26 protein-coding genes and 1 pseudogene are annotated in these 26,367 nt (G+C 48.3%); 19 read left to right on the forward strand and 8 right to left on the reverse strand.

Annotated features, from left to right (window positions below):
- Window positions 1-7: 7 nt before the first annotated feature.
- The 3 genes from C2M36_RS13115 to C2M36_RS13125 are packed head-to-tail and all read left to right on the forward strand — an operon-like array spanning window position 8 to window position 4,401.
- On the forward strand, window positions 8-3,691 hold the full coding sequence (locus tag C2M36_RS13115) for a pilus assembly protein (protein ID WP_105255272.1): 3,684 nt from the start codon (window positions 8-10) through the stop codon (window positions 3,689-3,691).
- Complete coding sequence (locus C2M36_RS13120; RefSeq protein WP_105255273.1) at window positions 3,691-4,095, forward strand: type IV pilin protein; 405 nt, start codon at window positions 3,691-3,693, stop codon at window positions 4,093-4,095. The genes C2M36_RS13115 and C2M36_RS13120 overlap by 1 nt, the downstream gene beginning before the upstream one ends.
- 3 nt (window positions 4,096-4,098) lie before the next feature.
- Window positions 4,099-4,401, forward strand: a complete 303-nt coding sequence (locus C2M36_RS13125) for a hypothetical protein (RefSeq protein WP_105255274.1) — start codon at window positions 4,099-4,101, stop codon at window positions 4,399-4,401.
- Between the two features lie 310 nt (window positions 4,402-4,711).
- Here the strand turns inward: C2M36_RS13125 and C2M36_RS13130 are convergent, their stop codons facing one another.
- Together C2M36_RS13130 and C2M36_RS13135 are read right to left on the reverse strand one after the other, a co-directional pair.
- A complete protein-coding gene (locus C2M36_RS13130) occupies window positions 4,712-5,251 on the reverse strand; it encodes a GspH/FimT family pseudopilin (RefSeq protein WP_105255275.1) in 540 nt (179 codons plus the stop codon).
- Between the two features lie 48 nt (window positions 5,252-5,299).
- The gene (locus C2M36_RS13135) at window positions 5,300-5,839 is read right to left on the reverse strand and encodes a GspH/FimT family pseudopilin (RefSeq protein WP_105255276.1); all 540 of its coding nucleotides are present in this window, start codon (window positions 5,837-5,839) and stop codon (window positions 5,300-5,302) included.
- A gap of 128 nt (window positions 5,840-5,967) precedes the next feature.
- On the opposite strand from C2M36_RS13135, the gene glnB reads away from it, so the two are divergent.
- The gene (gene glnB, locus C2M36_RS13140) at window positions 5,968-6,306 is read left to right on the forward strand and encodes a nitrogen regulatory protein P-II (protein WP_105190133.1); all 339 of its coding nucleotides are present in this window, start codon (window positions 5,968-5,970) and stop codon (window positions 6,304-6,306) included.
- Window positions 6,307-6,403: 97 nt separating this feature from the next.
- Here the strand turns inward: glnB and C2M36_RS13145 are convergent, their stop codons facing one another.
- Window positions 6,404-7,162 carry an outer membrane protein assembly factor BamD gene (locus tag C2M36_RS13145; RefSeq protein ID WP_105255277.1) on the reverse strand — a complete coding sequence of 253 codons (759 nt, stop codon included), beginning with the start codon at window positions 7,160-7,162 and terminating at the stop codon, window positions 6,404-6,406.
- 123 nt (window positions 7,163-7,285) lie between these two features.
- Here C2M36_RS13145 and rluD point away from each other — a divergent pair, with 123 nt between their 5' ends.
- The 6 genes from rluD to C2M36_RS13175 all read left to right on the forward strand — a co-directional run bounded on the left by rluD (window position 7,286) and on the right by C2M36_RS13175 (window position 15,099).
- A complete protein-coding gene (gene rluD, locus C2M36_RS13150; RefSeq protein WP_105255278.1) occupies window positions 7,286-8,263 on the forward strand; it encodes a 23S rRNA pseudouridine(1911/1915/1917) synthase RluD in 978 nt (325 codons plus the stop codon).
- Window positions 8,244-9,014, forward strand: a complete 771-nt coding sequence (gene pgeF, locus C2M36_RS13155; RefSeq protein WP_105255279.1) for a peptidoglycan editing factor PgeF — start codon at window positions 8,244-8,246, stop codon at window positions 9,012-9,014. The genes rluD and pgeF overlap by 20 nt, the downstream gene beginning before the upstream one ends.
- An 87-nt stretch (window positions 9,015-9,101) precedes the next feature.
- On the forward strand, window positions 9,102-11,678 hold the full coding sequence (gene clpB, locus C2M36_RS13160; protein ID WP_105255280.1) for an ATP-dependent chaperone ClpB: 2,577 nt from the start codon (window positions 9,102-9,104) through the stop codon (window positions 11,676-11,678).
- A 114-nt stretch (window positions 11,679-11,792) separates the two neighbouring features.
- Complete coding sequence (locus C2M36_RS13165) at window positions 11,793-12,734, forward strand: alcohol dehydrogenase catalytic domain-containing protein (RefSeq protein WP_105255281.1); 942 nt, start codon at window positions 11,793-11,795, stop codon at window positions 12,732-12,734.
- Between the two features lie 60 nt (window positions 12,735-12,794).
- The gene (gshA, locus tag C2M36_RS13170) at window positions 12,795-14,381 is read left to right on the forward strand and encodes a glutamate--cysteine ligase (RefSeq protein WP_105255282.1); all 1,587 of its coding nucleotides are present in this window, start codon (window positions 12,795-12,797) and stop codon (window positions 14,379-14,381) included.
- 109 nt (window positions 14,382-14,490) lie between these two features.
- Window positions 14,491-15,099, forward strand: a complete 609-nt coding sequence (locus C2M36_RS13175) for a transglycosylase SLT domain-containing protein (protein WP_105255283.1) — start codon at window positions 14,491-14,493, stop codon at window positions 15,097-15,099.
- Window positions 15,100-15,145: 46 nt separating this feature from the next.
- On the opposite strand, the gene C2M36_RS13180 is transcribed toward C2M36_RS13175, so the two are convergent.
- The 3 genes from C2M36_RS13180 to C2M36_RS13190 all read right to left on the reverse strand — a co-directional run bounded on the left by C2M36_RS13180 (window position 15,146) and on the right by C2M36_RS13190 (window position 18,221).
- Complete coding sequence (locus tag C2M36_RS13180) at window positions 15,146-15,982, reverse strand: mechanosensitive ion channel family protein (RefSeq protein WP_105190126.1); 837 nt, start codon at window positions 15,980-15,982, stop codon at window positions 15,146-15,148.
- Between the two features lie 67 nt (window positions 15,983-16,049).
- Window positions 16,050-17,324 (reverse strand): HlyC/CorC family transporter, encoded by a 1,275-nt coding sequence (locus C2M36_RS13185; RefSeq protein ID WP_105255284.1) that lies wholly within the window; start codon window positions 17,322-17,324, stop codon window positions 16,050-16,052.
- 90 nt (window positions 17,325-17,414) lie between these two features.
- Window positions 17,415-18,221, reverse strand: a complete 807-nt coding sequence (locus C2M36_RS13190; protein ID WP_105255285.1) for a cytochrome C assembly family protein — start codon at window positions 18,219-18,221, stop codon at window positions 17,415-17,417.
- A 168-nt stretch (window positions 18,222-18,389) separates the two neighbouring features.
- On the opposite strand from C2M36_RS13190, the gene ffh reads away from it, so the two are divergent.
- From ffh to tyrA, 8 genes and pseudogenes are all read left to right on the forward strand, one after another.
- Window positions 18,390-19,772 (forward strand): signal recognition particle protein, encoded by a 1,383-nt coding sequence (ffh, locus tag C2M36_RS13195; protein ID WP_105255286.1) that lies wholly within the window; start codon window positions 18,390-18,392, stop codon window positions 19,770-19,772.
- Window positions 19,773-19,900: 128 nt separating this feature from the next.
- On the forward strand, window positions 19,901-20,428 hold the full coding sequence (locus C2M36_RS13200; protein WP_105255287.1) for a DUF3750 domain-containing protein: 528 nt from the start codon (window positions 19,901-19,903) through the stop codon (window positions 20,426-20,428).
- Between the two features lie 10 nt (window positions 20,429-20,438).
- Window positions 20,439-20,942, forward strand: a complete 504-nt coding sequence (locus tag C2M36_RS13205) for a GNAT family N-acetyltransferase (RefSeq protein ID WP_105255521.1) — start codon at window positions 20,439-20,441, stop codon at window positions 20,940-20,942.
- Between the two features lie 172 nt (window positions 20,943-21,114).
- Window positions 21,115-21,363, forward strand: coding sequence for a 30S ribosomal protein S16 (rpsP, locus tag C2M36_RS13210; protein WP_045978188.1), 249 nt, complete (start codon window positions 21,115-21,117; stop codon window positions 21,361-21,363).
- A 17-nt stretch (window positions 21,364-21,380) separates the two neighbouring features.
- A pseudogene (gene rimM / locus C2M36_RS13215) lies at window positions 21,381-21,916 on the forward strand (ribosome maturation factor RimM).
- A complete protein-coding gene (gene trmD, locus C2M36_RS13220) occupies window positions 21,916-22,668 on the forward strand; it encodes a tRNA (guanosine(37)-N1)-methyltransferase TrmD (protein WP_105255288.1) in 753 nt (250 codons plus the stop codon). Before rimM ends, trmD begins: the two are co-directional and overlap by 1 nt.
- Window positions 22,669-22,712: 44 nt before the next feature.
- Window positions 22,713-23,072, forward strand: coding sequence for a 50S ribosomal protein L19 (gene rplS, locus C2M36_RS13225; RefSeq protein WP_070986741.1), 360 nt, complete (start codon window positions 22,713-22,715; stop codon window positions 23,070-23,072).
- A 205-nt stretch (window positions 23,073-23,277) separates the two neighbouring features.
- Window positions 23,278-24,417 (forward strand): bifunctional chorismate mutase/prephenate dehydrogenase, encoded by a 1,140-nt coding sequence (gene tyrA / locus C2M36_RS13230; RefSeq protein WP_105255289.1) that lies wholly within the window; start codon window positions 23,278-23,280, stop codon window positions 24,415-24,417.
- A 61-nt stretch (window positions 24,418-24,478) separates the two neighbouring features.
- On the opposite strand, the gene C2M36_RS13235 is transcribed toward tyrA, so the two are convergent.
- Window positions 24,479-24,790 (reverse strand): cupin, encoded by a 312-nt coding sequence (locus C2M36_RS13235; protein ID WP_105255290.1) that lies wholly within the window; start codon window positions 24,788-24,790, stop codon window positions 24,479-24,481.
- Between the two features lie 96 nt (window positions 24,791-24,886).
- Window positions 24,887-25,231 carry a 5-carboxymethyl-2-hydroxymuconate Delta-isomerase gene (locus C2M36_RS13240; RefSeq protein WP_105255291.1) on the reverse strand — a complete coding sequence of 115 codons (345 nt, stop codon included), beginning with the start codon at window positions 25,229-25,231 and terminating at the stop codon, window positions 24,887-24,889.
- A gap of 389 nt (window positions 25,232-25,620) precedes the next feature.
- Between C2M36_RS13240 and C2M36_RS13245 the strand changes: the two genes are divergently transcribed.
- The gene (locus tag C2M36_RS13245; protein WP_105255292.1) at window positions 25,621-26,367 is read left to right on the forward strand and encodes a methyltransferase family protein; all 747 of its coding nucleotides are present in this window, start codon (window positions 25,621-25,623) and stop codon (window positions 26,365-26,367) included.

Here is a 26,367-nt window from a genome sequence, read left to right on the forward strand (position 1 = left end):
GAACAACATGAAAGTTCTAAATAAATTGGCTTTGCTGTGCGCACTTTCTGTGCCAGCCGCAATCCATGCCGAGGATATCGAGGTCTATGTTGGTAATTCTGCGGCTATGGGTGCCAAGCCTAAGGTACTCTTTATTCTTGATAACTCGGGTAGTATGAATGAGACTGTTACAGCAGCCATTCCTTATGACCCTGCGCAAACATACGAAGGCATAGGTTCAAGCAACGCCTTTGATGAAGGGTATATTTTCTATTCGGTAGGCATACCATTGGACGATATACCCCTTACCGATCTCGAAACCAGAGCCGATGCTAAGCGTTTTGAAATGCTGCTAAATGGGTGTGATGCTGCGAAAGAAGCACTGGCCGAATACGGTTTTTATACCGGCAAGATGCTTGAGTTTTCAAAGGCTGGCAACGGGGGAAGTTGGGAAAACTTAAAGAACGATAACGGCGGTAATATGAACAGCGCCGTTGACTGTTTGGATGATTTTCGTAATAACGATAGCGACAATGAGTTTGAAAACCCAACCGCCAGTTTACCTCAGTACCTACAAGTTAAATCTGGCCAAGTCTATAGCTCACAAGGTGATGATGAGCTAGAAGGCTTTCCAAGCAATGCCAATGTCAGCAGCCATAACCCATTCCTAGGCTATAGTGGGTCAAGTCCCAGCGACTACTCTCGCGAGCAAATGGAAGCTGAATTTGAGCAAGCTAGGATTGTAACGCTATATACACCCAATTATGTGCGTTGGCATATTAATAAGTCAGTCAATACAACCGAAGAGCAGAAAATTGAAGTCGCCCGGGAAACGATTCGCTCGACACTAGGGGCAACACAAGAAGCCGATTTTGCACTTATGTTGTATAACCTAAACTATCCGGCAGAAAACGATCGGGATGGTGGCCGGATAGTGGCTGGTTTTGGCGGCGGTGATGAAAACATCGTTGATATAGTTAGATCTATTGAAGCGCAAACGGCTACCCCTCTTTGCGAAACCTTATTCGAAGCCTACAATTACTTTGCGGGTAATCCGGTATTATTTGGCGATGATGACACCGATTGTAATAGTGCTACTGATCGTAATAGTGCATTTGATGATTGTGAAATTCTTGATTACACAGGTAATAGTCCATCCTACGACAGCTCGATTGTTACGGATGTTGATGGTACCCAGACTTACATTACCCCTTTCACCTACCGTGGTGATTGCCCCTCTAATATTAGTATTATTTATATTACCGATGGCCTTCCAGTACGAGATGAAGCAGCCAATGAAGCTATCGCAAGACTCGATGGTATGACCTTGACGTCGGACGAGTTTGGTGACTTGGTTGTTGATGAGAGTTATCTTCCTGCCCTGGCGCATTGGATGCATAAAAACGATATTAATACCAATGTGGGCGGTATCCAAAGTGCGACACTTTATACGGTAGGCTTTGGTGATGGTGCGCCAGAAGCTATTTTGGAGAAGGCGGCGCAAGCCGGTGGTGGTCGTTATTATTTTGCTGACGATGGTGAGTCGCTAGAAGATGCGATTCAAGAAACCTTGAATACCATTTTGGCTACATCTACCTCTTTTACTGCTCCTTCGGTAGCCAGTAATAACTTTGACCGCACACAGACATCGGATTCCGTCTATTACGCTATGTTTTTACCCACCGAAGGTGCCCGTTGGGCCGGTAACTTAAAAAAGTTAAAAGTATCCCAGGGTAATGTAGTAGATAAAAATGGTGCTCCAGCGCTTGATACGAATGGTAATATAAAATCTGGAAATGGCATTGCTACTACATTCTGGAGTGCCGCGCCCGATGGTGGTGACGTGCGTGCCGGTGGTGCTAACTATGTGTTATCACAGCTAAGTGCAGGTAACCGTAACGTATATTCTAATTTTGTAGATTATGGTGTGTCCCTAACTATTCCAGAAGCTTCATTAACTGCGTCAAATGTTAATAAGTTTTATGGCAGTGAAGAGGTGGCTGCTGGGAAGCTTGGGGTTCCAGCTACTGAGATCACTGACTTGATTAATTGGGCACGTGGCTTCGATGTCGATGATGATGATAATGATGAACAAACCAATGATACACGCCAGGATATTATGGGTGATCCCTTGCACTTCCGCCCAGTGGCATTAACTTACCCTAACGATGAAATAAAAATCCTTATGGGCACTAACGCCGGCTTTTTACATCTGTTTTCCGATAAGAGCAATACGCTTACCGAGCAGTGGAGTTTTATACCGGAAGAGTTGTTAGGTAACTTAACCACCCTACGTGATAATACCACGGGTGAAAAAGTCTATGGTATGGATAGTACCGCAACCGTGCATTTTATCGATAACAACAATAATGGCATTGTCGATGAGGGTACGGATACCGTCTGGGCCATTATGGGCATGCGCCGAGGTGGCTCTTCCTATTATGCCTTGGACTTATCTAATAGCAATGCGCCCAGATTATTGTGGAAATTGGACCCTACTTCTCCTGGATTTGAAGAACTTGGCCAAACCTGGTCTCAGCCAGTTGTTACTTACCTTAAGGGCTATACGTACGACTATGTCGATGCGCAAGGGAATAGATGGCAAAAGCCTGAACCTATTCTAGTGTTCGGTGCCGGTTATGACACCGGCAAGGATACAGGTTTCGAAGAAGACAGTGTCGGACGGGGTGTTTATATGGTTAAGGCTCGTGACGGTAGCTTAGTAGCTAGTTTTGTTCCTAGCGGTGGCACTGTTGACTTCGCAGGGCGCCACGGTATTGTCGGCGAACTGGCGATGTTAGACAGCAACTACGATGGCTTAACGGATCGCATGTATGCCAGTGATACGGGGGGTAATGTATGGCGTTTTGATATGCCCAGTGCAGATACATCTACCTGGTCTGTCTTTAAATTTGCCGAGTTAAGTAATGCAGAAATTGCCTCAGAGCAACGTCGTTTCTATTACGGTCCAGCCGTTGCCCGTACCTCTTATACTCAGGTGACAGAAACCACCATTGGTGGCCAACCTGTTATTAATCGTCAGGAAAGTCGATTTGAAGCCGTACTGGTTGGCAGTGGTAACCGTTCTCACCCGCTTGAAACAGTGGAGAGTAATTACCTTTATATGTTGCGCGATGAGAATGTTAGAACGCAAACATTTGACGGTGCTTCAAATCCCGTACCAGCGGCAATTAAACCAATGCACTTAAATGATGTTTCCTCTTTGCCATTTGAAGGCCTTGAGTCAGGCACACCTGAGTTTACACAACAAGAAGTTACCATGAGTAGTTATGATGGCTGGATGTACAAGTTAAGTGATACAGAGAAGTCCCTGGCTCAACCCGCCGTGTTATTCGGTGTTGCTTACTTTACGTCATTTACTCCAAGTACAAAAAATGACCTTGCACAATGCGTGCTTGATGGGGGCAATGGTTTGCTCTATGCCTTTAACCTGCATTATGCCTCGACGGTGTACAATTCGCTGACAATCGACTTAGGAAATAAAGTTCCTCCTTCGCCTACATTTGTGGTGGAAGAAGAGTTTTATTGCCTAAATTGTGGGACCGGCAGTGGTGAAGAGTATGGCGGTGGTGAGAACGGCGAAGGCTTACTCAAGCTAATTGGTATCGATGAAAACGATCCATCCAAAACAACACAGCCGGGCTTTAGAACGATTCAGAATTACATTTATCGCCTAGAGGACACACAGTAATGGAAAAACGTAACGGATTTACCCTGATTGAGTTGATGATTACGGTGGCCATAGTCGGGATTTTAGCGGCTATTGCTTATCCGAATTATCAGAGCTTTGTTATTAGCAGTGCGCGCTCTGAAGCCATGAGTGCGGTGCTCGACGCCGCCAGCAAGCAGGAGCAGTATTTTGCCGATAACCGCCAGTACACGACAAACATAAGTAACTTGGGCTTAAGCACAACGACCGAGTCGGGGCTGTATGCACTATCGGCGACGGTAAATGGTCAAAGCTTTGTGATAACTGCCACGCCCGATGGGGGGGTGGCGTTAAAAGACACCAAGTGTACTACATTCACCATAAACGAGGTTGGCGTAAAAGGTTCAACTGGTAGCGCCGATACCGATACTTGTTGGAAGAGGTAAGCTATGAAAACATTGACTAAATTTGTACTTGCCACGGCGTTGGTGGCGATATCATCGGGCGTCTGGGCAAAGCCACTTAACAAGTATAAGTGTTATGCCTTGCTGGAAAACGACACCTTTGCTGTAATTGATGTTGAAATAAAGCAAAAAAGTAAAGCCCAGGCTGCCCATGCCGCTATCGCCGAGGGCCACAAGTATCCAGGCCAGCAAGTGCAACGCGTAGCTGAAATTCGCCAGTGCGTTATGCGCACCGATGAGTTTACCGATGCCAATGCACGTCAATTGGATAAGATGAAATTGCGTTAATCTTCGACGACCTAATTTCATTGAATAAATGCCGGCTAAGCCGGCATTTTTGTAGCCTAGTATTAAGCCAAGGTTATAAAGACAAATTGCTATTGCCGATATTAGTACTGATAATTAATCCAGCTGGTTGAGTCGGGGTAATGGGAACAGAGGTTCAGTCCATCTTTGCCACATAATCAGAGCTGAATACAAAGGGTGATGGTGGTAAACGGAGGTCGATATTGTAGTTGTCCTATAGGCTTTGCCTAAAAGTCATAGGTAAGCGATTTAAACACACTGAAAACCTAGTGTTCCTATTACCGCTTTGCCCTTAATCACAATTATCGCTGTCCTCGCGCCAGCGCACGCGACCACTTGGACTAACAGTTAGGCGTATCGCCGGTTGGTTCAGTTTTGCTGCCACGGAGCAATACACAAAGCTGCCGTTATTAAAGCCAGATAAAGAACCGGTTGTTTTAAAACTAAAACCCGAACGGGGGTAATTTATGTTGTCGCCGTCACTTGGAGCAGGCAAAACATGTAAAACCTGCTCGGTATTGTTGCGTTGTCCATCGTTATTTTCGTCAACGAAGACCATTATGTCTTGTTGCCAGGAGTTAGTGCATTGCTGAGCACTGTGAGGGCAAACTCGAACATACTGGTTATGATAGACAGCATACGCCCGCGCCGCTAAAAGTTGCCTGTGTAGCGTTTGCATGTAATTGGTGCGGCGATTAGAGAGTTGCCAGTCGTGAAAATTAAATAGCGCGATACTCAGAAGTATCGCGGTGATGGCAATAACCACCATTAACTCGATAAGGGTGGTTCCGGTGACGGAATAATGTGAATAAACGATAGTGTGCGCTTTCATCCTTGAAGCCCATTGTGAATCCTTCAGACTTTAAGCTTAGTTTTGTTCCTAGGAATCGCAAGTCTCGGTGGTTTTGCCCAAATCACGGATCGTTCCTGCAGGCATAACTTCAAGCTTGATATTGTATTTATTGTCGCTAGTCGGGCAATAGATGAAGCTTTGATTGGAACTTGCTTGGCCTCGTGTATCAAACTGAATCGAGTTAGCGGTGCTTTTTATCTTGCTATTAGAAACAAGAGACGAAACCGAACGCAGTAAGATATCTGCACTGTTCTCAAACGTACCATTGTTGTTGATATCGGAAAACATGATGATGGTGCCCGTCATCCAGTCTGCTGCACAAGCGCCATCAGAGCCTGGGGTAGCCATGGCGCACATTACAACTGGGTCTCCGGTCGTCATCGCTTTAGCGCGGGCAAATTTGACCTGACGTTTAAATTCCATGGCAAAATTATTTGCTTTTTCTTTATTCGTCATTTGTGTGGTGCTGAATAAAGCGATGCCTAATAAGATGGCGCCAATGGCGATCGTGACCATAAGCTCGATAAGGGTAAAACCGCGTTGCTTAGCAAGGTGATGATTTTTCATTACATCGTCCTGTTGGTGTAATTATATTAATTTTAACACTATTAACGCATTAGTCACCCCCTTTGATGTTTGCGTCGTCGTCAACAATTGACTAAAATCGGCCCATCTGCCAGTGCAAGAACGAAAATATGAAAAAAGTAGAAGCTATCATCAAGCCATTTAAATTGGACGACGTACGAGAAGCCCTGTCGGAAGTGGGGATCACGGGTATGACGGTATGCGAAGTAAAAGGTTTTGGCCGTCAAAAGGGTCACACCGAGCTTTATCGCGGCGCCGAGTATATGGTCGACTTTTTGCCCAAGGTGAAGCTGGATATTGTCCTTGCCGATGAGGATGTCGATCGCGCCATTGAAGTCATAGTTAGTACAGCACAAACGGGCAAAATTGGTGACGGTAAGATTTTCGTGACTGATGTTGAGCGCGTGGTTCGTATTCGTACACAAGAAGAAGATGAACAAGCCATCTAATATCAATTACATTAATAAAATTGCTATTTAAGTTATAAAAAAATCCGATGTGTTGAGCATCGGATTTTTTATTATCGTCGTTAAGCTGATTTACTGCTTAACGTTTATCCTTGTTTAATTCCAGAGTCTGTCTGGTGTGCGCCGCCATGTCATCAAGGCCTAGCTTTTCATAGCTCTTCACCATCATTTCCAGAGCCGGGATCAAGTAGCTGCTTTGCGAGAAATGCTCTACCACATATTTACCGCGGTTGGCGGCCGCCAAATAAGCCTCACGCTCATAGTAATAATTCGCTACCTTTAACTCATTGCGAGCCATTTTATTGAGTAGCCATACTAGGCGACGTTTTGCCTCGGGAGCATATTTACTCTCTGGGTAGTTATTGATCAAGGTCGAGAAGTCGGTAAAGGCGACGCGGGTGCGCTGGGCATCACGGTCTGCTCTGTCTACACCAAAGTATTCCTGGAAGGCATTCTCATCGGCCTTAATATTCACCAAGCCTCGCATGTAATACATGTAGTCCAGGTCTTTATGGTTCGGGTTTAAGCGAATGAATCGATCGATGGTGGCCAGGGCCTGTTCGGTATTGCCTGTTTGATAATGGGCATAGACCAGGTCCATTTGTACTTGTTTGGAGAAGGGGCCAAAAGGATAACGAGCATCAATGGCCGATAGTAATTCGATGGCGCGGGCGTAAAGGCCCGAATCAAGCGTTTGGCGTGCATCTTCATAGAGTGCCTGCGCCGATTTATTTGGCACGCGTTCTATTTCTTCTTTTTCCGGTGCCGATGAACATGCGCTAAGTAAGGTGGCCGTAAATATAACAGCTAATGCCCGTTTACTTATTTTATTTATCATTAATTAGGTACCTTCGTTGTCTTTGGCTAGGCCAAGTAGGTAAAACCGAGTAAACTATGCGAATTATGCGATTCTAACCCAGTCAAGCAGAGCTTGCACTGGTAAATTAGGTAAAACTTGCTTATGGCAGAACAAATTTCCCTCAGTGCAGAGGTTCCCGTAGAGCTGGGCGGTAAACGTCTAGACCAAATTTTAGCGCAATTGTTCCCGGATTATTCTCGCTCGCGCATTAAAACTTGGATTCTCGATGACATGGTGCATGTGAATGGCCTGGTGGTAAACACCCCGCGAGAAAAATTGTTGGGGGGAGAACAGGTTAGCATCGAAGCTCAGCTAGAAGCACCACGTGAATATGAAGCACAAGACATCGAATTGAACATCGTTTATGAAGACGATGATATTTTGGTGATCAATAAGCCAGCCGGCCTGGTTGTTCATCCCGGTGCCGGTAACCCAGATGGTACAGTGCTTAATGCCTTGCTGCACCATTGTCCAGAAATTGAAAACGTGCCGCGTGCCGGCATCGTGCACCGACTGGATAAAGACACCACGGGTTTAATGGTGGTTGCTAAAACCGTACCGGCGCAAACGCATCTAGTGGCCGCGCTACAAAAACGCGATAACTTTACCCGTGAGTATGAGGCTATTTGTTATGGCACCATGACCGCAGGCGGCATGGTGGATGCACCCATTGGTCGTCATGCCACCAAGCGTACCCATATGGCGGTTACCGAGTTTGGTAAGCCGGCGGTGACCCATTACCGTGTCGCCGAAAAGTTCCGTGCCCATACGCGTTTGCGTCTGCGTCTGGAGTCGGGACGTACGCACCAAATTCGCGTGCACATGGCGCACATTAGCCATCCACTGGTAGGCGACCCCTTCTATGGCGGCCGTCCGCGTCCACCGAAAAATGCCAGTGAAGAGTTCATTAGCGTATTACGTGGCTTTAAGCGCCAGGCCCTACATGCGATTAAGCTGCAATTGGCGCACCCGATCACCGGTGAGCAAATGCGCTGGCAGGCACCTGTGCCCGAGGACATGGTTGCACTGACCGAAGCCTTGCGTCTGGACACTCAGCTAAATGGTCACGAAGACTATTAAATCCAGCCTGTTCGAACCAAACTGGCCTGCTGCTGCGCCAACGGCCACGCATGCACCCGCGCAAGTGGGTGCATTGCAAACCACTCGTCAAGGCGGTGTTAGTCTTGGCCAGTATCAAGGCTTTAACTTGGGTGAACATGTCGGTGACGACACCTCCCACGTGGCTCAAAATCGTGCCTTACTGAATGCCCACTTACCTGCTCCTGCGCATTTTGTGCAGCAGGTTCACGGCATCCATATTCATACCCTGGTCGATAATAGCGACACCGCTCATATTGAGGCTGACGGTTTGTTTACCCGCTGCGCTCACACACCACTTGCGATCATGACCGCAGACTGCCTGCCCGTATTACTTGCCAGTGATGATGGTGAAGAAATTGCCGCCTTACACTGTGGTTGGCGCTCTTTGCAAGGGGGAATTATTGAAAAGGCTATTCCCTTATTCCATTCACCTGCCGCTAAGATATCCGCGTGGCTTGGGCCGGCAATTGGGCCAAAGGCCTTTGAGGTCGGTGCCGAGGTCAGAGCGCAATTCCTGGCTCTTGATGGTGCCCACGAAGCTGCCTTTAAGGCTCATGGCGAAAAATTTCTCGCCGATTTATCCTTGCTGGCAACACAAAAGCTGCAAGGCCTTGGTGTGACCTCTATTGCCGATGCGCAGCAATGCACTTATTCATTGGCCGAGCAATACTTCTCCTATCGTCGCGATGGGCAAACCGGGCGCATGGCAAGTGTGATCTGGCGCAAATAATAACCAATTATTTCTATTCCCAACTTGAACATTTCCCATCCTGCACCCATTAAATAGGTAATCAAACTATTTAGTGGAAACAGATACATGCGTTTAGACAAATTTACGAGTAAATTCCAACAAGCGCTTTCCGATGCCCAATCTTTGGCATTAGGGCGCGACCACCAATTTATTGAACCCGTTCACCTCATGTATGCGCTGCTGCAGCAAAGCGGCTCGAGCGTGCGGGCCTTGTTTGCCCAAGCCGGCGTCAGTGCCGATGAACTCAATACCAAGCTTTCACAGGCGATTGAAAAAATATTTAAGGTCGAAGGTGTTGGCGGCGATGTGCAGTTGTCGAACAACATGGTCACCTTGCTTAACCTGTGCGACAAATACGCGCAAAAGCGTAAGGATAAATATATTTCCAGCGAAATTTTTGTTCTTGCCGCTTGTGACGACAAGGGCCCGCTGGGCGATATCTTTAAGGCGCTGAACATCAGCAGCAGCAAGGTCGAAACCGCCATCGAGGCCCTGCGCGGCGGGCAAAAAGTGGATGACCCCAATGCCGAAGAAACCCGTCAGGCCCTGGAAAAATTCACCATAGATCTCACCGAGCGTGCCGAGCAAGGCAAGCTAGATCCTGTGATCGGTCGCGATGAAGAAATTCGCCGCACCGTGCAGGTGTTGCAACGCCGCACCAAAAATAACCCTGTGCTTATTGGTGAGCCCGGAGTCGGTAAAACCGCAATCGTTGAGGGCTTGGCGCAGCGCATTATTAATGGCGAGGTGCCCGAGGGCCTTAAAAATAAGCGGGTGTTGTCGTTGGACATGGGCGCCCTGGTGGCCGGCGCTAAGTATCGCGGTGAATTTGAAGAGCGTTTAAAGTCGGTACTCAACGAATTGGCCAAGGAAGAGGGGCAGGTGATCCTCTTTATCGATGAAATCCATACCATGGTCGGCGCCGGTAAAACCGATGGCGCCATGGATGCGGGTAATATGCTGAAGCCGGCGTTGGCCCGCGGTGAGTTACACTGTGTCGGTGCCACCACCCTGGATGAGTACCGTCAATACATTGAAAAGGACGCCGCCCTTGAGCGTCGCTTCCAAAAGGTTCTCGTGGATGAGCCCAGCGTTGAAGACACGATTGCCATTTTACGCGGCCTAAAAGAGCGTTATGAGTTGCACCACTCGGTGGAAATTACCGATCCGGCGATCGTCGCCGCGGCAAACTTATCGCATCGTTATATTAGCGACCGCCAGTTACCGGATAAAGCCATTGATCTGATTGACGAAGCCGGTTCATCGATTCGTTTGCAAATAGACTCAAAACCAGAGCAGCTGGATCGCCTCGAGCGTCGTATTATTCAGCTGAAGCTGGAAGACAACGCGTTGGCGAAGGAAAAGGACGAGGCATCACAAAAGCGCCGCGAAGAAATGCAGGAGCTGATCAAAGAGCTGGAAGGCGAATATGCCGAGCTAGACGAGGTGTGGAACGCAGAAAAAGCCTCGCTGCAGGGTACCCAAGTGATCAAGGCGGAACTTGAACAGGCCCGTTTGGATCTGGAAGTGGCTCGTCGAGCAGGCGATCTGCAACGTATGTCGGAGCTGCAATATGGTCGTATCCCTGAGCTTGAGCGTAAGCTGGACCTGGCATCTCAAGCCGAGATGCAAGACATGAGTCTGTTGCGTAACAAGGTTGGCGAGGATGAAATTGCCGAAATCTTATCGCGTTGGACAGGTATCCCCGTTGCGAAAATGCTTCAAGGTGAGCGCGAGAAACTCTTACAAATGGAAGCAGAGCTGCACCAGCGGGTCATAGGTCAGGATGAGGCGGTAACCGCGGTGGCCAATGCCATTCGTCGCTCTCGTGCCGGATTGGCCGACCCCAATCGTCCCATTGGTTCCTTCTTATTCTTAGGGCCAACCGGGGTAGGTAAAACGGAGCTAACTAAGGCCTTAGCTCAGCTTATGTTCGACACCGAAGATGCCATGGTGCGCATCGACATGTCCGAGTTTATGGAAAAACATTCCGTCGCCCGTTTGGTCGGTGCGCCTCCAGGCTATGTTGGCTACGAGGAAGGCGGTTACCTGACCGAGGCCGTGCGTCGTCGTCCGTACTCGGTGATCTTGCTCGACGAGGTGGAAAAAGCACACCCGGATGTATTCAATATTTTGCTCCAGGTGCTTGATGACGGTCGCTTAACAGACGGCCAGGGGCGTACCGTGGACTTTAAGAACACGGTGATCATTATGACCTCAAACCTGGGTTCGGATGTGATCCAAGAGGAAGCGAGTAAAAACGACTACGCGGCCATGAAAGAGAAGGTGATGATGGTACTCGCTCAGCAGTTCCGCCCCGAGTTCATCAACCGTATTGATGAAACCGTGGTCTTTCATCCGTTGGCAAGTGAACATATCAAGCAGATTGCCGATATTCAGTTGGCAAAACTGTACGAGCGTCTCACCGAGAAGGGATACATTCTTGAGGTAACCAATGAGGCGCTGGCAAAACTGGCTGAAAGTGGCTTTGATCCTGTGTATGGTGCTCGCCCACTCAAGCGTGCCATTCAGCAGGCCATTGAAAACCCGCTGGCGCAGAAATTACTCGCCGGTGAGTTGACAACGGGCAATGTCATCTGCATTGATGCGGATGAAAACGGTTTTAGCTTTACCAGTAAATAAGTACAATCTTATAAGACATAACAAGGCGGCCTGTTTTTGGCCGCCTTTTTTATTGTCTCTGTGCTGCGGTAATGTCAATATATGTAATAAGAAATCGAACAAACAGAGTTGCTTATGACGCGCGACTATCAAGCCATGGCTATCCAGGCCTTTGGTGAGCCCGGAGCACTTAAACCCATCTCGGTGGCATACCCTACAATTGCCGAGGATGAAGTATTGGTAAAAGTGCTCAGTGCCGCCATTAATCCCATTGATGTAAAAACCCGTGCCGGTATTGGTTTTGCTGCAGAGCAAAACAAACACAACTTACCCTTGGTATTGGGTTATGACCTTTACGGCGAGGTGGTTGACTGTGGAGACAAGGTCTCTGGTTTAAGCAATGGCGACCTAGTGATGGGCATGGTGGGCTTTGCAACGCATCCTGGCACCTACGCGCAGTATGCCAAGGCGCGCCGCAATGAGTTGATCAAAGTTGATAAGGCGAATGCAGATCCCCTGTTGGCCGGTCTATGCCTTGCGGGTCTGACTGCATTTCAAGCCATCAATAAGCTCGAGTGTCCGAAAAGCCAGCCTTTGTATATCAACGGCGCCAATGGCACCGTGGGGTCATTGGCATTGCAAATTGCCGCCAATATGGGCTACCGCGTTGTGGCCATTACCCGCAGTCCGTTACCCGATGGATTGGCGGAGCGTTTTGAGCAAATAAGCTATGATGATTTCGTTACTGCGCCGGCCAAACGTTACCTCCTTGATGTGGTGGGCATGGAAGTGGGTATGCGTTGCCTGCAAGGGCTGAGCGCACACAGTGTGATAGTGACGGTTCCGACCCTGTCACAGGCGCAGATTATTGCCGCGGCAAAGGTACAGGGTGTAAAAGGCATGGGCGTGTTGGTAGTGAAAAATGCCGCGCAATTGCAACGCCTTTACTCTTGGTATTGTCAGGGCCGGTTAACATTGGCACACAGGTGTATGCCATTAAGTGCTGCCGGGATGGCGCATCAACAAATAGAACAAAATAGCAGCAAAGAGAAAGTAATTTTACTGCCCTGGTCTTGAGTAATGAGCGATGCCCCCCATAACAACACAATTGAGCCGACGCTCTAGAGGTAGGATTTTTTGACTTGTACACAATTACAGCAGCGACTTAGCGCTTTGTCGGCGCCATCGGAATTGGCGGCGATAGTAGGAATACAACGTGGTATTGAGCGCGAGGCGTTGCGTACGAATAAGCAGGGCGGTTTGTCGACGCGTCCGCATCCGATTGCCATTGGCTGCGCACTGACCAACTCAATGATCACCACCGATTTCTCCGAAGCCTTATTAGAATTTATTACCCCGGTGAGTGATGACCCCGAAGAAACCCTGGCGCAGCTAAGGGATCTGCAAAAGTTTACGCTCGAGCAACTCGATGGTGAACTGCTGTGGCCCGTGAGTATGCCCTGTTATATTCAGGATCAGGATGAAATTCCCCTGGCGCAGTTTGGCAGCTCCAACATAGGGCGGATGAAAACCCTGTATCGTGAAGGCCTAAAAAACCGCTATGGCAGCATGATGCAGGCCATTGCCGGTGTGCACTTCAATATTTCATTTCCACAGAGCTTATGGCGTAGCCTGCAAAAACAAAGCGGTGACACTGGCGATTTGCAGTCTTTTATTTCCGACGGTTATCTGGGACTGATTCGCAACTTTAAGCGCGAGCTATGGCTGATCAGTTATTTATTCGGCGCGTCACCGGCTCTGTGCAGCTCCTTCTTGGAAGGGCGTAAAACAGACTTGCCCTTTAAATCGCTCGGTAAGGGTTCCTTGTATCTTGAGCATGGCACGGCGCTGCGTTTGGGCGATCTGGGCTATACCAACAGTGCTCAATCCAGTTTACGGGTCATGTATAACTCGCTTGAGGAATACGTAGACGGTTTGAAAAAAGCGATCAGTCTGCCTTCTGACTTATATCAGGACCTGAATGATTACCATGCGGCCGAGCCGCAGCAGCTTAACAAGAATATTCTGCAAATAGAGAACGAGTTTTACTCGCCTATTCGTCCTAAACGTAATGCTCGTTCAGGTGAAAAGCCAACTCAGGCCTTGTTGCGTGGCGGTATTGAGTATATCGAGATCCGCGCTTTGGATGTCAATCCTTTTGCCGATACCGGTATCGACCTGCAGCAAATTCATTTCCTCGATGTCTTTTTGACCTATTGCTTATTAAAGGCGTCGCCTCAGATGAGTTGGGATGAGCAAACCCGTACTCAGGAAAACCTTGATCTTGTGGTTAATCAGGGCCGTGATCCAGAGCTTGTTCTAAAGCGTGGTGACCAAGAAGTGTTATTAACGCATTGGGCGGCGGATATTTTCGCCGAGCTAGCGCAGGTCGCCGATTATATGGATAAGGCCTATGGGGTGAATTATTACCGCGAGACGGTTAATGAGCTTGCGAGTTGGGTTGAGGCGCCAGAAAAAACCACGTCAGGACGTTATATGAGCCAGTTATTGGCCAATAATGAAGACAATGGCGTGTATGCACTGACGCTGGCAAAAGACTATCTGGAGCAGCATCAGCAATGGCAATACCATAGCTTTGATAAGGCCTATTTACAGCAACAGGCCGAGCAGTCGGTACAAGCGCAAAAAGACATAGAAGCGGCCGACTCGTTGAGCTTTGAAGCCTTTTTAGATGACTATTTTCAGGAAGAGTTTCAGGGATAAAAAAAGCGCGGCTAAGGTAGCCGCGCAAATTATTCTACAGGGATGAAACAATGCTAAACTGCTGCATTCATATACTCAGACTGGGCCTAAAGGAGTTAGTTCAAAAAAAATGAAAAAAATTTCGACTTTATTGCTGCTGACTCTGTATTTGTCTGGTTGTGCCACCGCACCACCAAAGCAACCCGATGATATTTGTAAGATTTTTGAAGAAAAGGAAGACTGGTATTTTGATGCAAAAGATGCCCAGGATAAGTGGGGATCACCGAAACATGTGCTGATGGCCATGATGTATCAAGAAAGCTCCTTCAAGCACGATGCCGCGCCGCCGATGGAATACTTCCTTGGTTTTATTCCCATAGGTCGTGCCAGCGATGCCTACGGTTATTCTCAGGCTAAAACTTTGACCTGGGAAGACTATACCCGTGAAACCGATAACGGCGGAGCCGACAGGGACGACTTTGACGATGCCATCGACTTTATGGCCTGGTTTGTGTGGAAAACCCATCAGGTCAACGGCGTGTCTAAGTGGGATGCCTATGCGCAATACCTTAATTATCATGAAGGCTGGGGTGGCTTTAAGCGGGGCACTCACAATAACAAGAAGTGGCTGCTAGCGGTGGCTAATAAGGTCAAACAGCGGGCCGGGCGTTATGGCGTGCAGTTGAAGCGTTGTGAAGCCGATTTAGACAAGAGTTGGCTGGAACGATTATTCTCTTAACACAAAAAATCGGCGCCAAGGCGCCGTTTTTTGTTCTGCGGGTAACTCATTGCGCTTGCTTTGGAAAGGTGTGGATATAGACATCGCGCTGCGGGAATGGAATGGTGATATCGGCGGCATCAAAGGCAATTTTCACTCGCTCGTAGAGGCCAAAGTACACCGGCCAATAATTTTCTGACTTTACCCAGGCCCACACCAGCATGCCGATATGGCTGTCACCGTGCTGGCTCACGTGCACCAGCGGTTCGGGGTCTGCTAACACCATGTCATAGTCTTTAAGCACCGACATCAGCACCTCACGGGCTTTATGCACGTCATCGCCATAGCTGATCCCAAATTCGATATCGACACGTCGGTTTTCTTCGGCGAACAGGTTTTTCACCGTGCCGTTAGAGAGGACCCCGTTAGGAATTATGATTTTTTGGTTATCATAGGTGAGCAAGACGGTCACAAAAATTTGTATTTCTACCACCTTACCCATATGGCCCTGGGCCTCAATTACATCACCTACCTTAAAGGGTTTAAAGAAGAGGATCAGTACACCACCGGCGAAGTTTGCCAGGCTGCCTTGAAGTGCCATTCCCACGGCCAGACCAGCTGCACCGAGCATGGCGATAAAGGAGGTGGTCTCAACCCCAATCATGGAAGCGACGGAAATAAGCAGCAGCACCTTAAGAACGACGCCGATGAAGGAGACCAAAAAGTGCGTCAGCCCGGCTTCAACCTTCACTTTATGCATAGATCGCTCGCACATGGTGGCAACACGGCCGATAAGCCACCAACCAACGAACAGAACGACAATGGCAAGGACGAATTTAGGGCCATACTGCATCAGCATTTCTATGGCGGTGTTGTAGATATTTTCCAGGGAGATGTCTGTCATCTGTGCTTTCCTTCGTTAACGACAAAGTTTTATTAAAGCACAGATGACGGTAGTGATATTGATTTTTCTAGCTTTTCTTGCGCTTCTTTGGTGGGATGACGCGCACTAGTTTGATCATGTTTTCTCTTACTTCCAGCACCTCAATAGGGTAGCCGGCGATTTTTAACCCCAGGTTGGCGTCGGGAATATCTTCAAGATATTCAACAATTAAGCCGCTTAGGGTCTTAGGACCGTCGATGGGCAGTTTCCAACCCATCTCCTTGTTGAGGTCGCGAATATTGGCGCTCCCTTCGACCAGGACTGAGCCATCGGACTGCACCTCAACCTCTTCGCTCGGTGCGCGGGACTGGGTGGTAGTGAAGTCACCCACCACTTCTTCAAGTATGTCTTCTAGGGTTACCAGGCCTTGAATATCACCGTATTCATCGACCACAAGACCGATACGTTCTTTCACCTGCTGGAACTTATGCAACTGGGTGTTAAGCGAGGTTCCTTCCGGGATAAAGTAAATCTCTCGTACCGCGCGCAGCAACGACGACTTGTTAAACTGCTCTTTGGTGAGCAGGCGCAGGGCATCACGAGCGTGGATAAAGCCCACCGCATCGTCGATTTGGTCACGGTAGAGAAGAACGCGAGTATGTTGCGCATTGGTGAGCTGTTTGCTGATCACCTTCCAATCGTCGTTGATATCAATGGCGTTGATTTCGTTACGCGGGATCATGATGTCTTCGACGGTGACCTGCTCAAGGTCTAGAATCGAGGTGAGCATGCTTTTATGCTTAGCCGGTAAAAATGCGCCGGACTCGCTCACTACGGTTTTTAATTCTTCTTTACTCAGGCTGTGCTCTTCAATTTCCTTAGTCGACACACCGAACAGGCGCAGCATGCCGTTGGTCATAGCATTGACCACGACCACCAGTGGATATAGTACTTTTAATAAGATTTTGAGTATTACAGAGCTGGGGAATGCGACCTTCTCTGGGTAGAGCGCTGCCAGCGTCTTTGGCGTTACCTCGGCAAATATAAGCACGATCAGGGTCAGAGCAAAGGTGGCAATGGCGATACCCATATCCCCATACAAGCGCAAACCTATAATGGTAGCTACCTGAGCTGCGGCGATATTTACGAGGTTGTTACCGATAAGAATTAAACCGATCAGTCTATCGGGGCGAGTCAGCAGTTTACTGACACGCTTGGCGGCAGGATGATTTTCTTTTTCTAGGTGCCTAAGACGTATCCGGTTTATAGACATGATGCCGGTTTCAGAACCGGAAAAATAGCCTGAAATCAATATGAGTATGCCCAAAACTATAAACAGGGTACTCGTCGATATGTCGTCCAAAGAAGGATCCTTTTGTTGTTAATCAGGGTATATTAAGCGGGACTCAAAGCTCAGAGTCAAGCCCACTTATGGTGGTCTGTCCGGGGTTGGTTAAAAACGATGCAAAATCACTTCTTGTACAAAGCGACTACCGAAGTAGGCAAGCGTTAATAAGGCGGCACCGACCATAATGGTCAGCACCGAGGATTTTCCGCGCCAGCCTTTCAGGTGACGGCCAAACACTACGGCAGCAAATATTGCCCATGCCAGCAGGGATAAAATGGTTTTATGGGCATAGTCTTTACTGATCATGGTATCGACAAAAATAAAGCCAGACAGCAAGGCGATGGTCAAAAGCGCTGTGCCCACGGTAACCAACTGGTACAACTGGCGCTCAACCACCATCAGTGGTGGCAAGTGGCTGTAGACAATGGCCAGGTCTTTGCGCTTAAGGCGCTTATCGATAAAGTAAAACTGTACCGCGTACAAGGTAGCGATAATCAGAATGCAGTAGGCCAGCAAGGAGAGGGTGATATGGGCTACTAAACCCGCCTCAAGGTGAATATTTTGCACTATCATATGGTGCGGCATAAACAGGCTGGCGAACAGCAAAATGGCGGCAAAGCCATACACCACGGGCAGCAGCAGGGTGGCCGGGAACTTGAGCGACACCGCGGTGACCGACAATACGATAACCCAGCAGGTTAACAAAGAAACATTAATAAAGCTGACATCTTGGCCCTGATTGGTAAAGACCGAATTCACCAACAGCACCATGTGCGTCAATATTGCCAGGGTACTCAAAATGACCGTGGTTTTTTGTGATGGTCCTTGGGCATGAAATAAGCGTGATAAAACGTGCGCCGTCGCCGCAGCGTAAAAAACACAACTCAATAATGTCAAAACTGTGATCAGCATAATGACCTTTATAAGGAATTAAATGAATGCTTTAAAAGGACATTGTATGTAAAGCACACACGCTTGCCTAGATCTAATTATGTGAATCCATTGCACTTGCCTCTGGGATTTGCCCCTCGCTTTCAGTTATAATCGGCGCCAATGTAAGTAGCAACGGACTCGTTAGCGATGTTTGAAAACCTTCAGGAACGATTAGGAAAGACCCTAAAAAATATTAGTGGCCGCGGCCGTCTTACCGAAGACAATATTAAAGAAACGCTGCGCGAAGTACGTATGGCGCTACTTGAGGCCGACGTTGCCCTGCCTGTAGTACGTGAATTTGTTAAGCAGGTTAAAGAGCGTGCGGTTGGCACAGAAGTAACTAAAAGCCTAAGCCCGGGTCAGGTTTTCATAAAAATCGTCCGTGAAGAGCTGGAAAAAGCCATGGGTGAGGCCAACGAAGAGCTCAACCTGAACGCCCAGCCGCCAGCGGTAGTCATGATGGCGGGTCTTCAGGGTGCCGGTAAAACCACCAGTGTGGGTAAACTGGCTAAATTCTTAAAAGAGCGCAAAAAGAAATCGGTATTGGTTGTTAGTGCCGACATCTATCGTCCGGCGGCGATTAAGCAGCTAGAAACCCTGGCCAACGAAGTTGACGTAGAGTTCTTCCCCAGTGACATCAGCCAGAAGCCGGTTGATATTGCCACAGGCGCCATTAGCCACGCGAAGAAAAAGTTTATTGATGTGGTGCTGGTGGATACCGCCGGTCGTTTGCACGTCGATAGCGACATGATGGACGAAATAAAAGAGCTACACGCCGCTATCAATCCGATTGAAACCTTGTTTGTTGTTGACTCAATGACGGGTCAGGATGCGGCCAATACGGCTAAAGCCTTTGATGAAGCCCTGCCGCTTTCTGGTGTGATTCTGACTAAAACCGACGGTGATGCCCGTGGTGGTGCGGCCCTGTCAATTCGTCATATTACCGGTAAGCCAATTAAGTTTATCGGTGTGGGTGAGCGCACCGACGCGCTAGAACCATTCCACCCAGACCGTGTAGCCTCTCGTATTCTTGGTATGGGTGACGTACTGTCGCTTATCGAAGAAGTGGAGATGAAGGTCGATAAGGAAAAAGCCGCCAAGGTTGCCGATAAGGTATTTAAAGGCGACGGCTTTACTTTGGAAGACTTTGCCGACCAGCTACGCCAAATGAAGAACATGGGTGGCATGATGTCTATGCTCGATAAACTGCCGGGTATGAACAATCTTCCCGATGCGGTTAAAGGCCAGATGAGCGACAAGACCTTTGTGCAGATGGAAGCCATCATCAATTCTATGACCCCGAAAGAGCGTGCTCGTCCGGAAATCATCAAGGGCTCGCGTAAAAAGCGTATTGCCGCAGGTTCGGGCACTCAGGTCCAGGAAATCAACAAACTGCTTAAGCAATTCACGCAAATGCAGAAAATGATGAAGAAGATGAAGGGTAAAGGCGGCATGATGAAGATGATGCGTGGCATGAAAGGCATGTTGCCTCCGGGCATGATGGGTGGCCCAGGCGGCCCTAAGTTCTAAGCCTTATACTAATAGAAAAAGTAAGATAAAAAAGCGTGATATCAAGCACGCTTTTTTATGGGTTTGTAAAGCATCCTGGCTCATGGAATACTGGCAAGGAAAATAGCCGTGCTTGATGGGTTAATGACATGCTCCGAGTCTTCCTTATTTGTTTGCTTACCTTGTTCGCATCTGGCTGTGCCAATTCAGATTGGCGCACCGCAAGTCGTGAGTCATCAGGTATTGCGCTTCCCGTTTCACAGCCGCAAGCGGCTATTGAATTTTATGCCGCCGATGCCTTTAGTTGGCGCGGTTGGTTTGCGGTGCACACCTGGTTTGCACTGAAGGAGCAGGGCGCCGATCAATATACCGTGTATGAAGTTGTAGGTTGGGGCGTAGACAGAGGGCGCTCGGCGCTGCGCACCTACAAAACCACCACCCCGGATAGATACTGGTATGGCGCCAAGCCAGAGAAGTTTTTATCCATTAGTGGTGAAAAAGCACAACAACTCATCCCAAAAATAAAAGCAGCGGCTAGACGTTACCCTTGGGCTGATGAATACAGCCTTTTCCCCGGACCGAACAGCAATACCTTTCCAGCCTGGATTGGTTTGCAGGTGCCGGAGCTGGAATTGGAAATGCCATTTTCTGCTATTGGTAGTGGTTATGCAAAGTAAGGGTGCGTCAATGAGGCTGCGCTCTTTTCGACAAGCCGATACTGATGCCTTAGTCACTATGCTTAACGATGCAAATGTACAGCGCTTTTTATCACCTAAAATTCCCTTTCCCTACACCCAAGAAGATGCTCTTTGGTGGGTCAATGAAGGAAGTAAGGCTGGCCTTACACGAGCTGTCGAGGTCGATGGGGCGCTGGTTGGTTGTATCGGTGCCCTACCGGGGGAGCATGAATACCAGCGCAGTGCCGAGGTTGGTTATTGGTTTGGTAAGGCTTATTGGGGCAAGGGCTATGCGCAAAGCGCACTTAATCTGCTCATCAAAGAAGTGCAAGCAGGTAGCGACTGGGTACGTCTGCACGCCAGCGTGTTTGACGCAAACCGGGCCTCTTCAAAGGTGCTCTCCAACACAGGGTTTATTCAGGAAGGGCGCCTGCACAAGGCGATTTATAAAAACGGACAATTTTTTGATGCCCTTGTTTATGCCAAGCTGATTAAGAATCAGGTGTCTGAATAACAGGCAATTGCTCCTGCCACAGGGGCTTAGGATCAGCATTTAACCGACTTAAACAACGTATTAAATGCAGTTCTTACTTGCATTGTGGCAAAAAATTCGTACAATTCCCCAGCTTCCCTCTATGGGGAAGTAAACTTATTAATGAAAACAGTCAATCTATTTAGAGGACGGTATGGTAACTATTCGTTTGCAACGTGGTGGCGCTAAAAAGCGTCCTTTCTATCAAATTGTGGTTGCGGATAGCCGTTTCTCGCGTGACGGTCGTTTCATCGAGAAAGTAGGTTTCTTTAACCCTATTGCTGCTGGTCAAGAAGAAAAGCTTCGTCTAGACCTAGCCCGTGTTGATCACTGGGTAGGCCAAGGCGCATCTCTTTCAGATCGCGTAGCTAAGTTAGTTAAAGACGCTCGTAAAGCGGCTTAATAGGCGTAAGTGTAACCATGAGTCAACAAGAGCAAGCCTCTACAATCGTCGTTGGCAAACTCGGAGCCCCGTATGGGATTAAGGGTTGGCTTAAGGTGCATTCATTTACTGATGACCCGAAGGGATCTTCGATTTCAGCCCATGGTTGATAGGGCAACAAGGTAAATGGCAAACCTTTGAAGTGAGTGATTGGCGTCGCCACAACAAAGGCTTTATCGCCAAGTTCGCGCAAGTAAACGACAGAGACCAAGCAATGGCTTTTACCAATGCGGAAATTTCTGTGTATGCGGCGCAACTTCCAGAACTGCCGGAAGGTGAGTTCTATTGGCGAGATCTCATCGGCATGGCCGTGGTAACCGATAAAGGTTACGACTTAGGTCAGGTTGATGACTTGATGGAGACAGGCTCAAACGACGTGCTGGTTGTGAAAGCAAACAGTAAAGATGCGTTTGGCAAGGGTGAGCGTTTAATCCCTTTCTTAACCGATTCGGTTATTCAGAATGTGGATTATGAAACTCGCCAGATTACCGTGGACTGGGACCCAGGTTTTTAATGGCGCAAGCACCTTTATGGGTGGGGGTGATAAGCCTCTTCCCCGAGATGTTTTCGGCTATTACTGAGCAGGGCGTTACAGGCCGCGCAGTGAAACGCGGTTTAATCGACTTTCACTGCTGGAACCCACGCGATTACGCGACGGATAAGCATCGTACAGTGGATGACCGACCTTATGGCGGTGGTCCGGGCATGTTAATGATGGTTGAACCATTAAAGCAGGCCATAATCGATGCCAAAGCCGCAGCGGGCGAGGGTGCTAAGGTAATTTATATGTCACCGCAAGGGCGGAAACTAGATCAGCAAGGCGCGCAAGAGCTTGCTCTTAGCGACAAACTGATTTTAGTAGCTGGTCGTTACGAAGGTATAGATGAAAGGATCATCGAGTCCTATATCGATGAAGAATGGTCGATTGGGGATTTTATCCTCAGCGGTGGTGAACTACCGGCCATGACATTAATCGACGCGGTCGCGCGATTAGTGCCAGGGGTGTTAGGCCACAACCAGTCGGCTGAGCAAGACTCATTTTCGGATGGCTTGCTTGATTGTCCACACTATACCCGGCCAGAGATATTGGATGGCAAAGCGGTTCCACCCGTTTTACTAAGTGGTAACCACCAGGAAATTGCGAAATGGCGGCTTAAGCAGTCACTCGGAAGAACCTGGCAACGACGTCCAGACTTGTTGCAAAACCTAGCTCTGACTGAGGAGCAAGCAAGTTTACTTGCTGAATATCAGCAGGAAAACAAATAGCTTGTGGCTAGAAGACAGTTACACCTAGGAAAGTGAGAAATAAAATGGCAAAAGTAAACCAAAATATTATTAAAGAGCTTGAAGCTGAACAGCTTAAGCAAGACGTTCCTGCGTTCGGCGCTGGTGACACAGTTGTTGTACAGGTACGTGTAAAAGAGGGTAACAAAGAGCGTCTACAGGCCTTTGAAGGTGTTGTAATCGCTAAGCGTAACCGTGGCCTACACTCTGCATTCACAGTTCGTAAAATCTCGAGCGGTGAAGGCGTTGAGCGTGTATTCCAAACGCACAGCCCACTTGTAGATAGCATCGCAGTTAAGCGTCGCGGTGCGGTACGTCGCGCTAAGCTTTACTACTTGCGTGAGCGTTCTGGTAAGTCTGCACGTATTAAAGAAAAACTTAATTAATACGCGCGTTTTACTAAGACGTGATAAAACGGGTCAGCTAGCTATAGCTGACCCGTTTTGGTTTGCAGGGAATGCATGTACAATTGGCTCCTGCTCTCAGGCGACTTGCTCGCAACTCCAACCAGATAACCCTTCTTTTACGTAAGCATTGCTGTTAGTATCGGTGTAATTATTAATTTACCCTATGTAATTATAAGTTTACATCATGTCAGCCGAGCAGCAGTTAGCCCAGTTACGCAGCGAAATAGACGCCTGCGACAGTGAATTAGTCCGCCTTTTAGCTAAACGTAATCAGATCACCGAGCAGGTCGGTAAGGTCAAGCAGCGTTATGGTGCTCCTCTTCATGCCCCAGACCGCGAGGCCAAACTGATAGCCGAGCGCCGAGCGCAGGCAAAGCAACAGGGTGTTAATCCGGATTTAGTAGAAGATATTCTCCGTCGTATGATGCGCGAGGCTTACCAAAACCAACAAAGCGAACTCGCCTGTGTTTGCCCCGAGCTCAGTCCTGTGGTGATCGTCGGTGGTCGTGGTGCCATGGGTCAATTATTTGCCAAGCAACTTAAACGCAGCGGCGTTGAGGTGCGCATCCTGGATAACGACGAGCAACAACAAAGTAAAGCCGAGGAAATTATTCGAGGCGCTAAATGTGTGATTATCAGTGTGCCCATCAATGCCGTTGACAAGGTGGTGGGATCGCTTCCTGCACTCGATAGCGATGCGTTACTGGTGGATATTACCTCAGTCAAGGAAAAGCCCTTAGCGGCGCTTACACAAAAGCACAGCGGCCCTGTGCTGGGTTTACACCCCATGTTTGGCCCGGATATCAGCCATTGGGTTAAGCAAACCGTGGTGGTGTGCCCGGGTCGCCAGAGTAAGGCGGGGGAGGCTCTGCAAGCCCAGCTTAAGGTCTGGGGTTGCCAGTTGGTTGAAATGAGCGCTAGAAAGCACGACGAAGCGATGCAAATTATTCAGGTGATGCGCCACTTGACCACCTTTGTATACGGCCAGTTCCTTGCTCGTCAAGAACACAGCTTGCAGGAAATTCGCGATTGCTCATCGCCTATCTACCAGCTAGAGCTAATGATGGTGGGGCGCCTATTCGCACAAAGCCCTGAGCTCTACAGCGATATTATGCTGGCGCAGTTTGACCGGGTTGAGCCGCTGCTTGAAGCGTATCAAAATACCTACGAGCAGACCCTGAGTATGCTTCGTGATAAAGACAAGGACGCCTTAATTGCCGCCTTTAGCGATGCCAAACACTTTTTTAGCGACGCCAGCGATCAGTTCCTACGCCAGAGCCGGGCACTGCTTAATAAGGCCAATGATGCCAAAGTGCTAGATTAATCATTAGCACGCCTCAAGCAAGGTCGGTGCGTGGCGCCGACCTGTGCTTTAATTTGGTGCTTTAGACGCTACCCTCGGCTTCGACCACCAAGATTCTCGAGGCCACCTTGGGGTGTGCGACATGCTCTGTGCCTACCGAAGCAAAGAATATATCGCCCGCTTCTAACATCCTGGATGTTTCCTGGCCATTTTTCCGATAAAACATCTCTACCAGACCATCTAAGACCACAAAGACCTCTTCACCATCATTTGTGTGCCATTTATAAGGACTATCGGTCCAATGCAACCTAGTGGTTATGCCATTCATGTTGGCAATATCCATTGCCCCCCAGGCCTTATCGGCAACGAACTCTTTGCTTTTTATTATCTTCACAGAATTCCCCTGTGGTGGATGATTTTGATTAGTGAGTGAGGCTCCAATACGGAACTACCAGAACTACCAGTGAGTTGGTGTTAACTTTATCGGCGCCTACAACATGGCGCGGTTACAGTAGGTCGCCTTCTCAAAATCGCTAATATTCATGGCGATATTTGGCACCTCGGGAAAAAGGACAATAAGCTTTGAGACCAGCTGTTTGGACAGGTGTGCTTTTTGCTCTTTACTTCTTCCTTCCATGATATGGGCAAAGACATGAATAAAATCCTCAAGCGTGTTGCCCACAGAATACGTTTTAAATGGATTTAGCCGCACCTTAATATCGTTTTCATCAAACAAGCCGGTGGCAGCTGCCACCAGGTGAATTTGTTTGATAATAAACTCCTCGTCATGGGAATTTAAAATACTGGCGGAGCAGTCCATTACAAAATGTGGCATCTTTTTTTTCCCTAAAGTGTGTATTGTTAATCGCACTGTCTGTATTTATACCGCGATTGCGGGCATTTGCCCTAACAAGCAGTCGCTTCACCCGGCTTATCTTCGCTGTTACTGGTGAGACATGCCAAGGCTGGCCTGATTAATGAGGCACCGCTTGCCCATTCCAAAATAACATTAAACTCAAGTCGTTACTTATACATCTTTGTGGTGCGCTACTGAAATTAGGCATAAGTAATGGGTGTACCTTTTGGAATCATAAGTGCAGATAAAGGCTATAGTTAATAATGGGTTTGCAGACAAGGAGGTGGAGCACAGTTGCCCACAAGTGCCTCGCGCGATTAGCAACGGGGTCCTTAATGCAGAGCCGGCACAAGCCGGGGAGTCATAGTATGAATAAGCTCTTTATTTCACTCTTTGGTATTTTTGCCTATCTTGTTGGGCTGGCGGGGCTGAGTGCATTTATGTTGTATTTGGGGGGTTGGAGCTTTTTGCCGCTGCATATTAATTCCGAGCCGATCGGCGACGCTGGCACACAGGCGGTCCTCATTAACCTGTCCATTATGCTGTTATTTGGCTTTCATCATAGTTTGGCGGCACGCAGCAGTTTTAAGGCAAAGCTCAACCAAATTGTGCCGGCGGCGGTCGAGCGCAGTATCTATGTTCTGATTTCTGGCCTCTTTATGTTTGCCTTTTGTTTCTACTGGCAACCCATCGCCGGAACGGTTTGGCAGACGGATAACCAGGTGGCGGTGATTATTCTGCGTGCCCTGCATGTCTTTGGCTGGCTGATATTGGTCTTGGCCACCTTTGAGATAGATCATTTTCACCTTATGGGGTTAAAGCAAAGCCTGTCCATGAATCCGGAAGACGGCCATGAATTTAAAGAAATCTTTCTTTATAAAATGGTGCGTCACCCCATTCAAACTGGGGTGCTAATGGGTGTCTGGTTTACGCCTTATATGAGCATGACGCAGTTTATGCTCTCGGTGTGCATGACCGTCTATATCTTTATTGGGCTGTATTTTGAGGAGAAATCCCTGGTGTCTCGCTTTGGTAATGTGTATGTGGATTATAAAAAACGGGTGCCTGCGGTGATCCCGTTTTGGCCCATGAGCAGTAAGCAGACTGAAAAGTAA

The organism is Pseudoalteromonas sp. T1lg75 (assembly GCF_002964705.1).
In the GTDB taxonomy this organism is placed as follows: Bacteria; Pseudomonadota; Gammaproteobacteria; order Enterobacterales; family Alteromonadaceae; genus Pseudoalteromonas.

Coding starts and splice junctions, on each gene's coding strand:
- C2M36_RS13240 (WP_105255291.1), bottom strand. CDS start 25,231: ATGCCACATTTTGTAATGGACTGCTCCGCCAGTATTTTAAATTCCCAT.
- glnB (WP_105190133.1), top strand. CDS start 5,968: ATGAAAAAAGTAGAAGCTATCATCAAGCCATTTAAATTGGACGACGTA.
- trmD (WP_105255288.1), top strand. CDS start 21,916: ATGGCGCAAGCACCTTTATGGGTGGGGGTGATAAGCCTCTTCCCCGAG.
- C2M36_RS13245 (WP_105255292.1), top strand. CDS start 25,621: ATGAATAAGCTCTTTATTTCACTCTTTGGTATTTTTGCCTATCTTGTT.
- C2M36_RS13125 (WP_105255274.1), top strand. CDS start 4,099: ATGAAAACATTGACTAAATTTGTACTTGCCACGGCGTTGGTGGCGATA.
- C2M36_RS13115 (WP_105255272.1), top strand. CDS start 8: ATGAAAGTTCTAAATAAATTGGCTTTGCTGTGCGCACTTTCTGTGCCA.
- C2M36_RS13130 (WP_105255275.1), bottom strand. CDS start 5,251: ATGAAAGCGCACACTATCGTTTATTCACATTATTCCGTCACCGGAACC.
- rplS (WP_070986741.1), top strand. CDS start 22,713: ATGGCAAAAGTAAACCAAAATATTATTAAAGAGCTTGAAGCTGAACAG.
- C2M36_RS13135 (WP_105255276.1), bottom strand. CDS start 5,839: ATGAAAAATCATCACCTTGCTAAGCAACGCGGTTTTACCCTTATCGAG.
- C2M36_RS13145 (WP_105255277.1), bottom strand. CDS start 7,162: ATGATAAATAAAATAAGTAAACGGGCATTAGCTGTTATATTTACGGCC.
- clpB (WP_105255280.1), top strand. CDS start 9,102: ATGCGTTTAGACAAATTTACGAGTAAATTCCAACAAGCGCTTTCCGAT.
- C2M36_RS13165 (WP_105255281.1), top strand. CDS start 11,793: ATGACGCGCGACTATCAAGCCATGGCTATCCAGGCCTTTGGTGAGCCC.
- C2M36_RS13120 (WP_105255273.1), top strand. CDS start 3,691: ATGGAAAAACGTAACGGATTTACCCTGATTGAGTTGATGATTACGGTG.
- tyrA (WP_105255289.1), top strand. CDS start 23,278: ATGTCAGCCGAGCAGCAGTTAGCCCAGTTACGCAGCGAAATAGACGCC.
- C2M36_RS13180 (WP_105190126.1), bottom strand. CDS start 15,982: ATGACAGACATCTCCCTGGAAAATATCTACAACACCGCCATAGAAATG.
- rpsP (WP_045978188.1), top strand. CDS start 21,115: ATGGTAACTATTCGTTTGCAACGTGGTGGCGCTAAAAAGCGTCCTTTC.
- C2M36_RS13205 (WP_105255521.1), top strand. CDS start 20,439: ATGAGGCTGCGCTCTTTTCGACAAGCCGATACTGATGCCTTAGTCACT.
- C2M36_RS13200 (WP_105255287.1), top strand. CDS start 19,901: ATGCTCCGAGTCTTCCTTATTTGTTTGCTTACCTTGTTCGCATCTGGC.
- ffh (WP_105255286.1), top strand. CDS start 18,390: ATGTTTGAAAACCTTCAGGAACGATTAGGAAAGACCCTAAAAAATATT.
- C2M36_RS13190 (WP_105255285.1), bottom strand. CDS start 18,221: ATGCTGATCACAGTTTTGACATTATTGAGTTGTGTTTTTTACGCTGCG.
- rluD (WP_105255278.1), top strand. CDS start 7,286: ATGGCAGAACAAATTTCCCTCAGTGCAGAGGTTCCCGTAGAGCTGGGC.
- pgeF (WP_105255279.1), top strand. CDS start 8,244: ATGGTCACGAAGACTATTAAATCCAGCCTGTTCGAACCAAACTGGCCT.
- C2M36_RS13175 (WP_105255283.1), top strand. CDS start 14,491: ATGAAAAAAATTTCGACTTTATTGCTGCTGACTCTGTATTTGTCTGGT.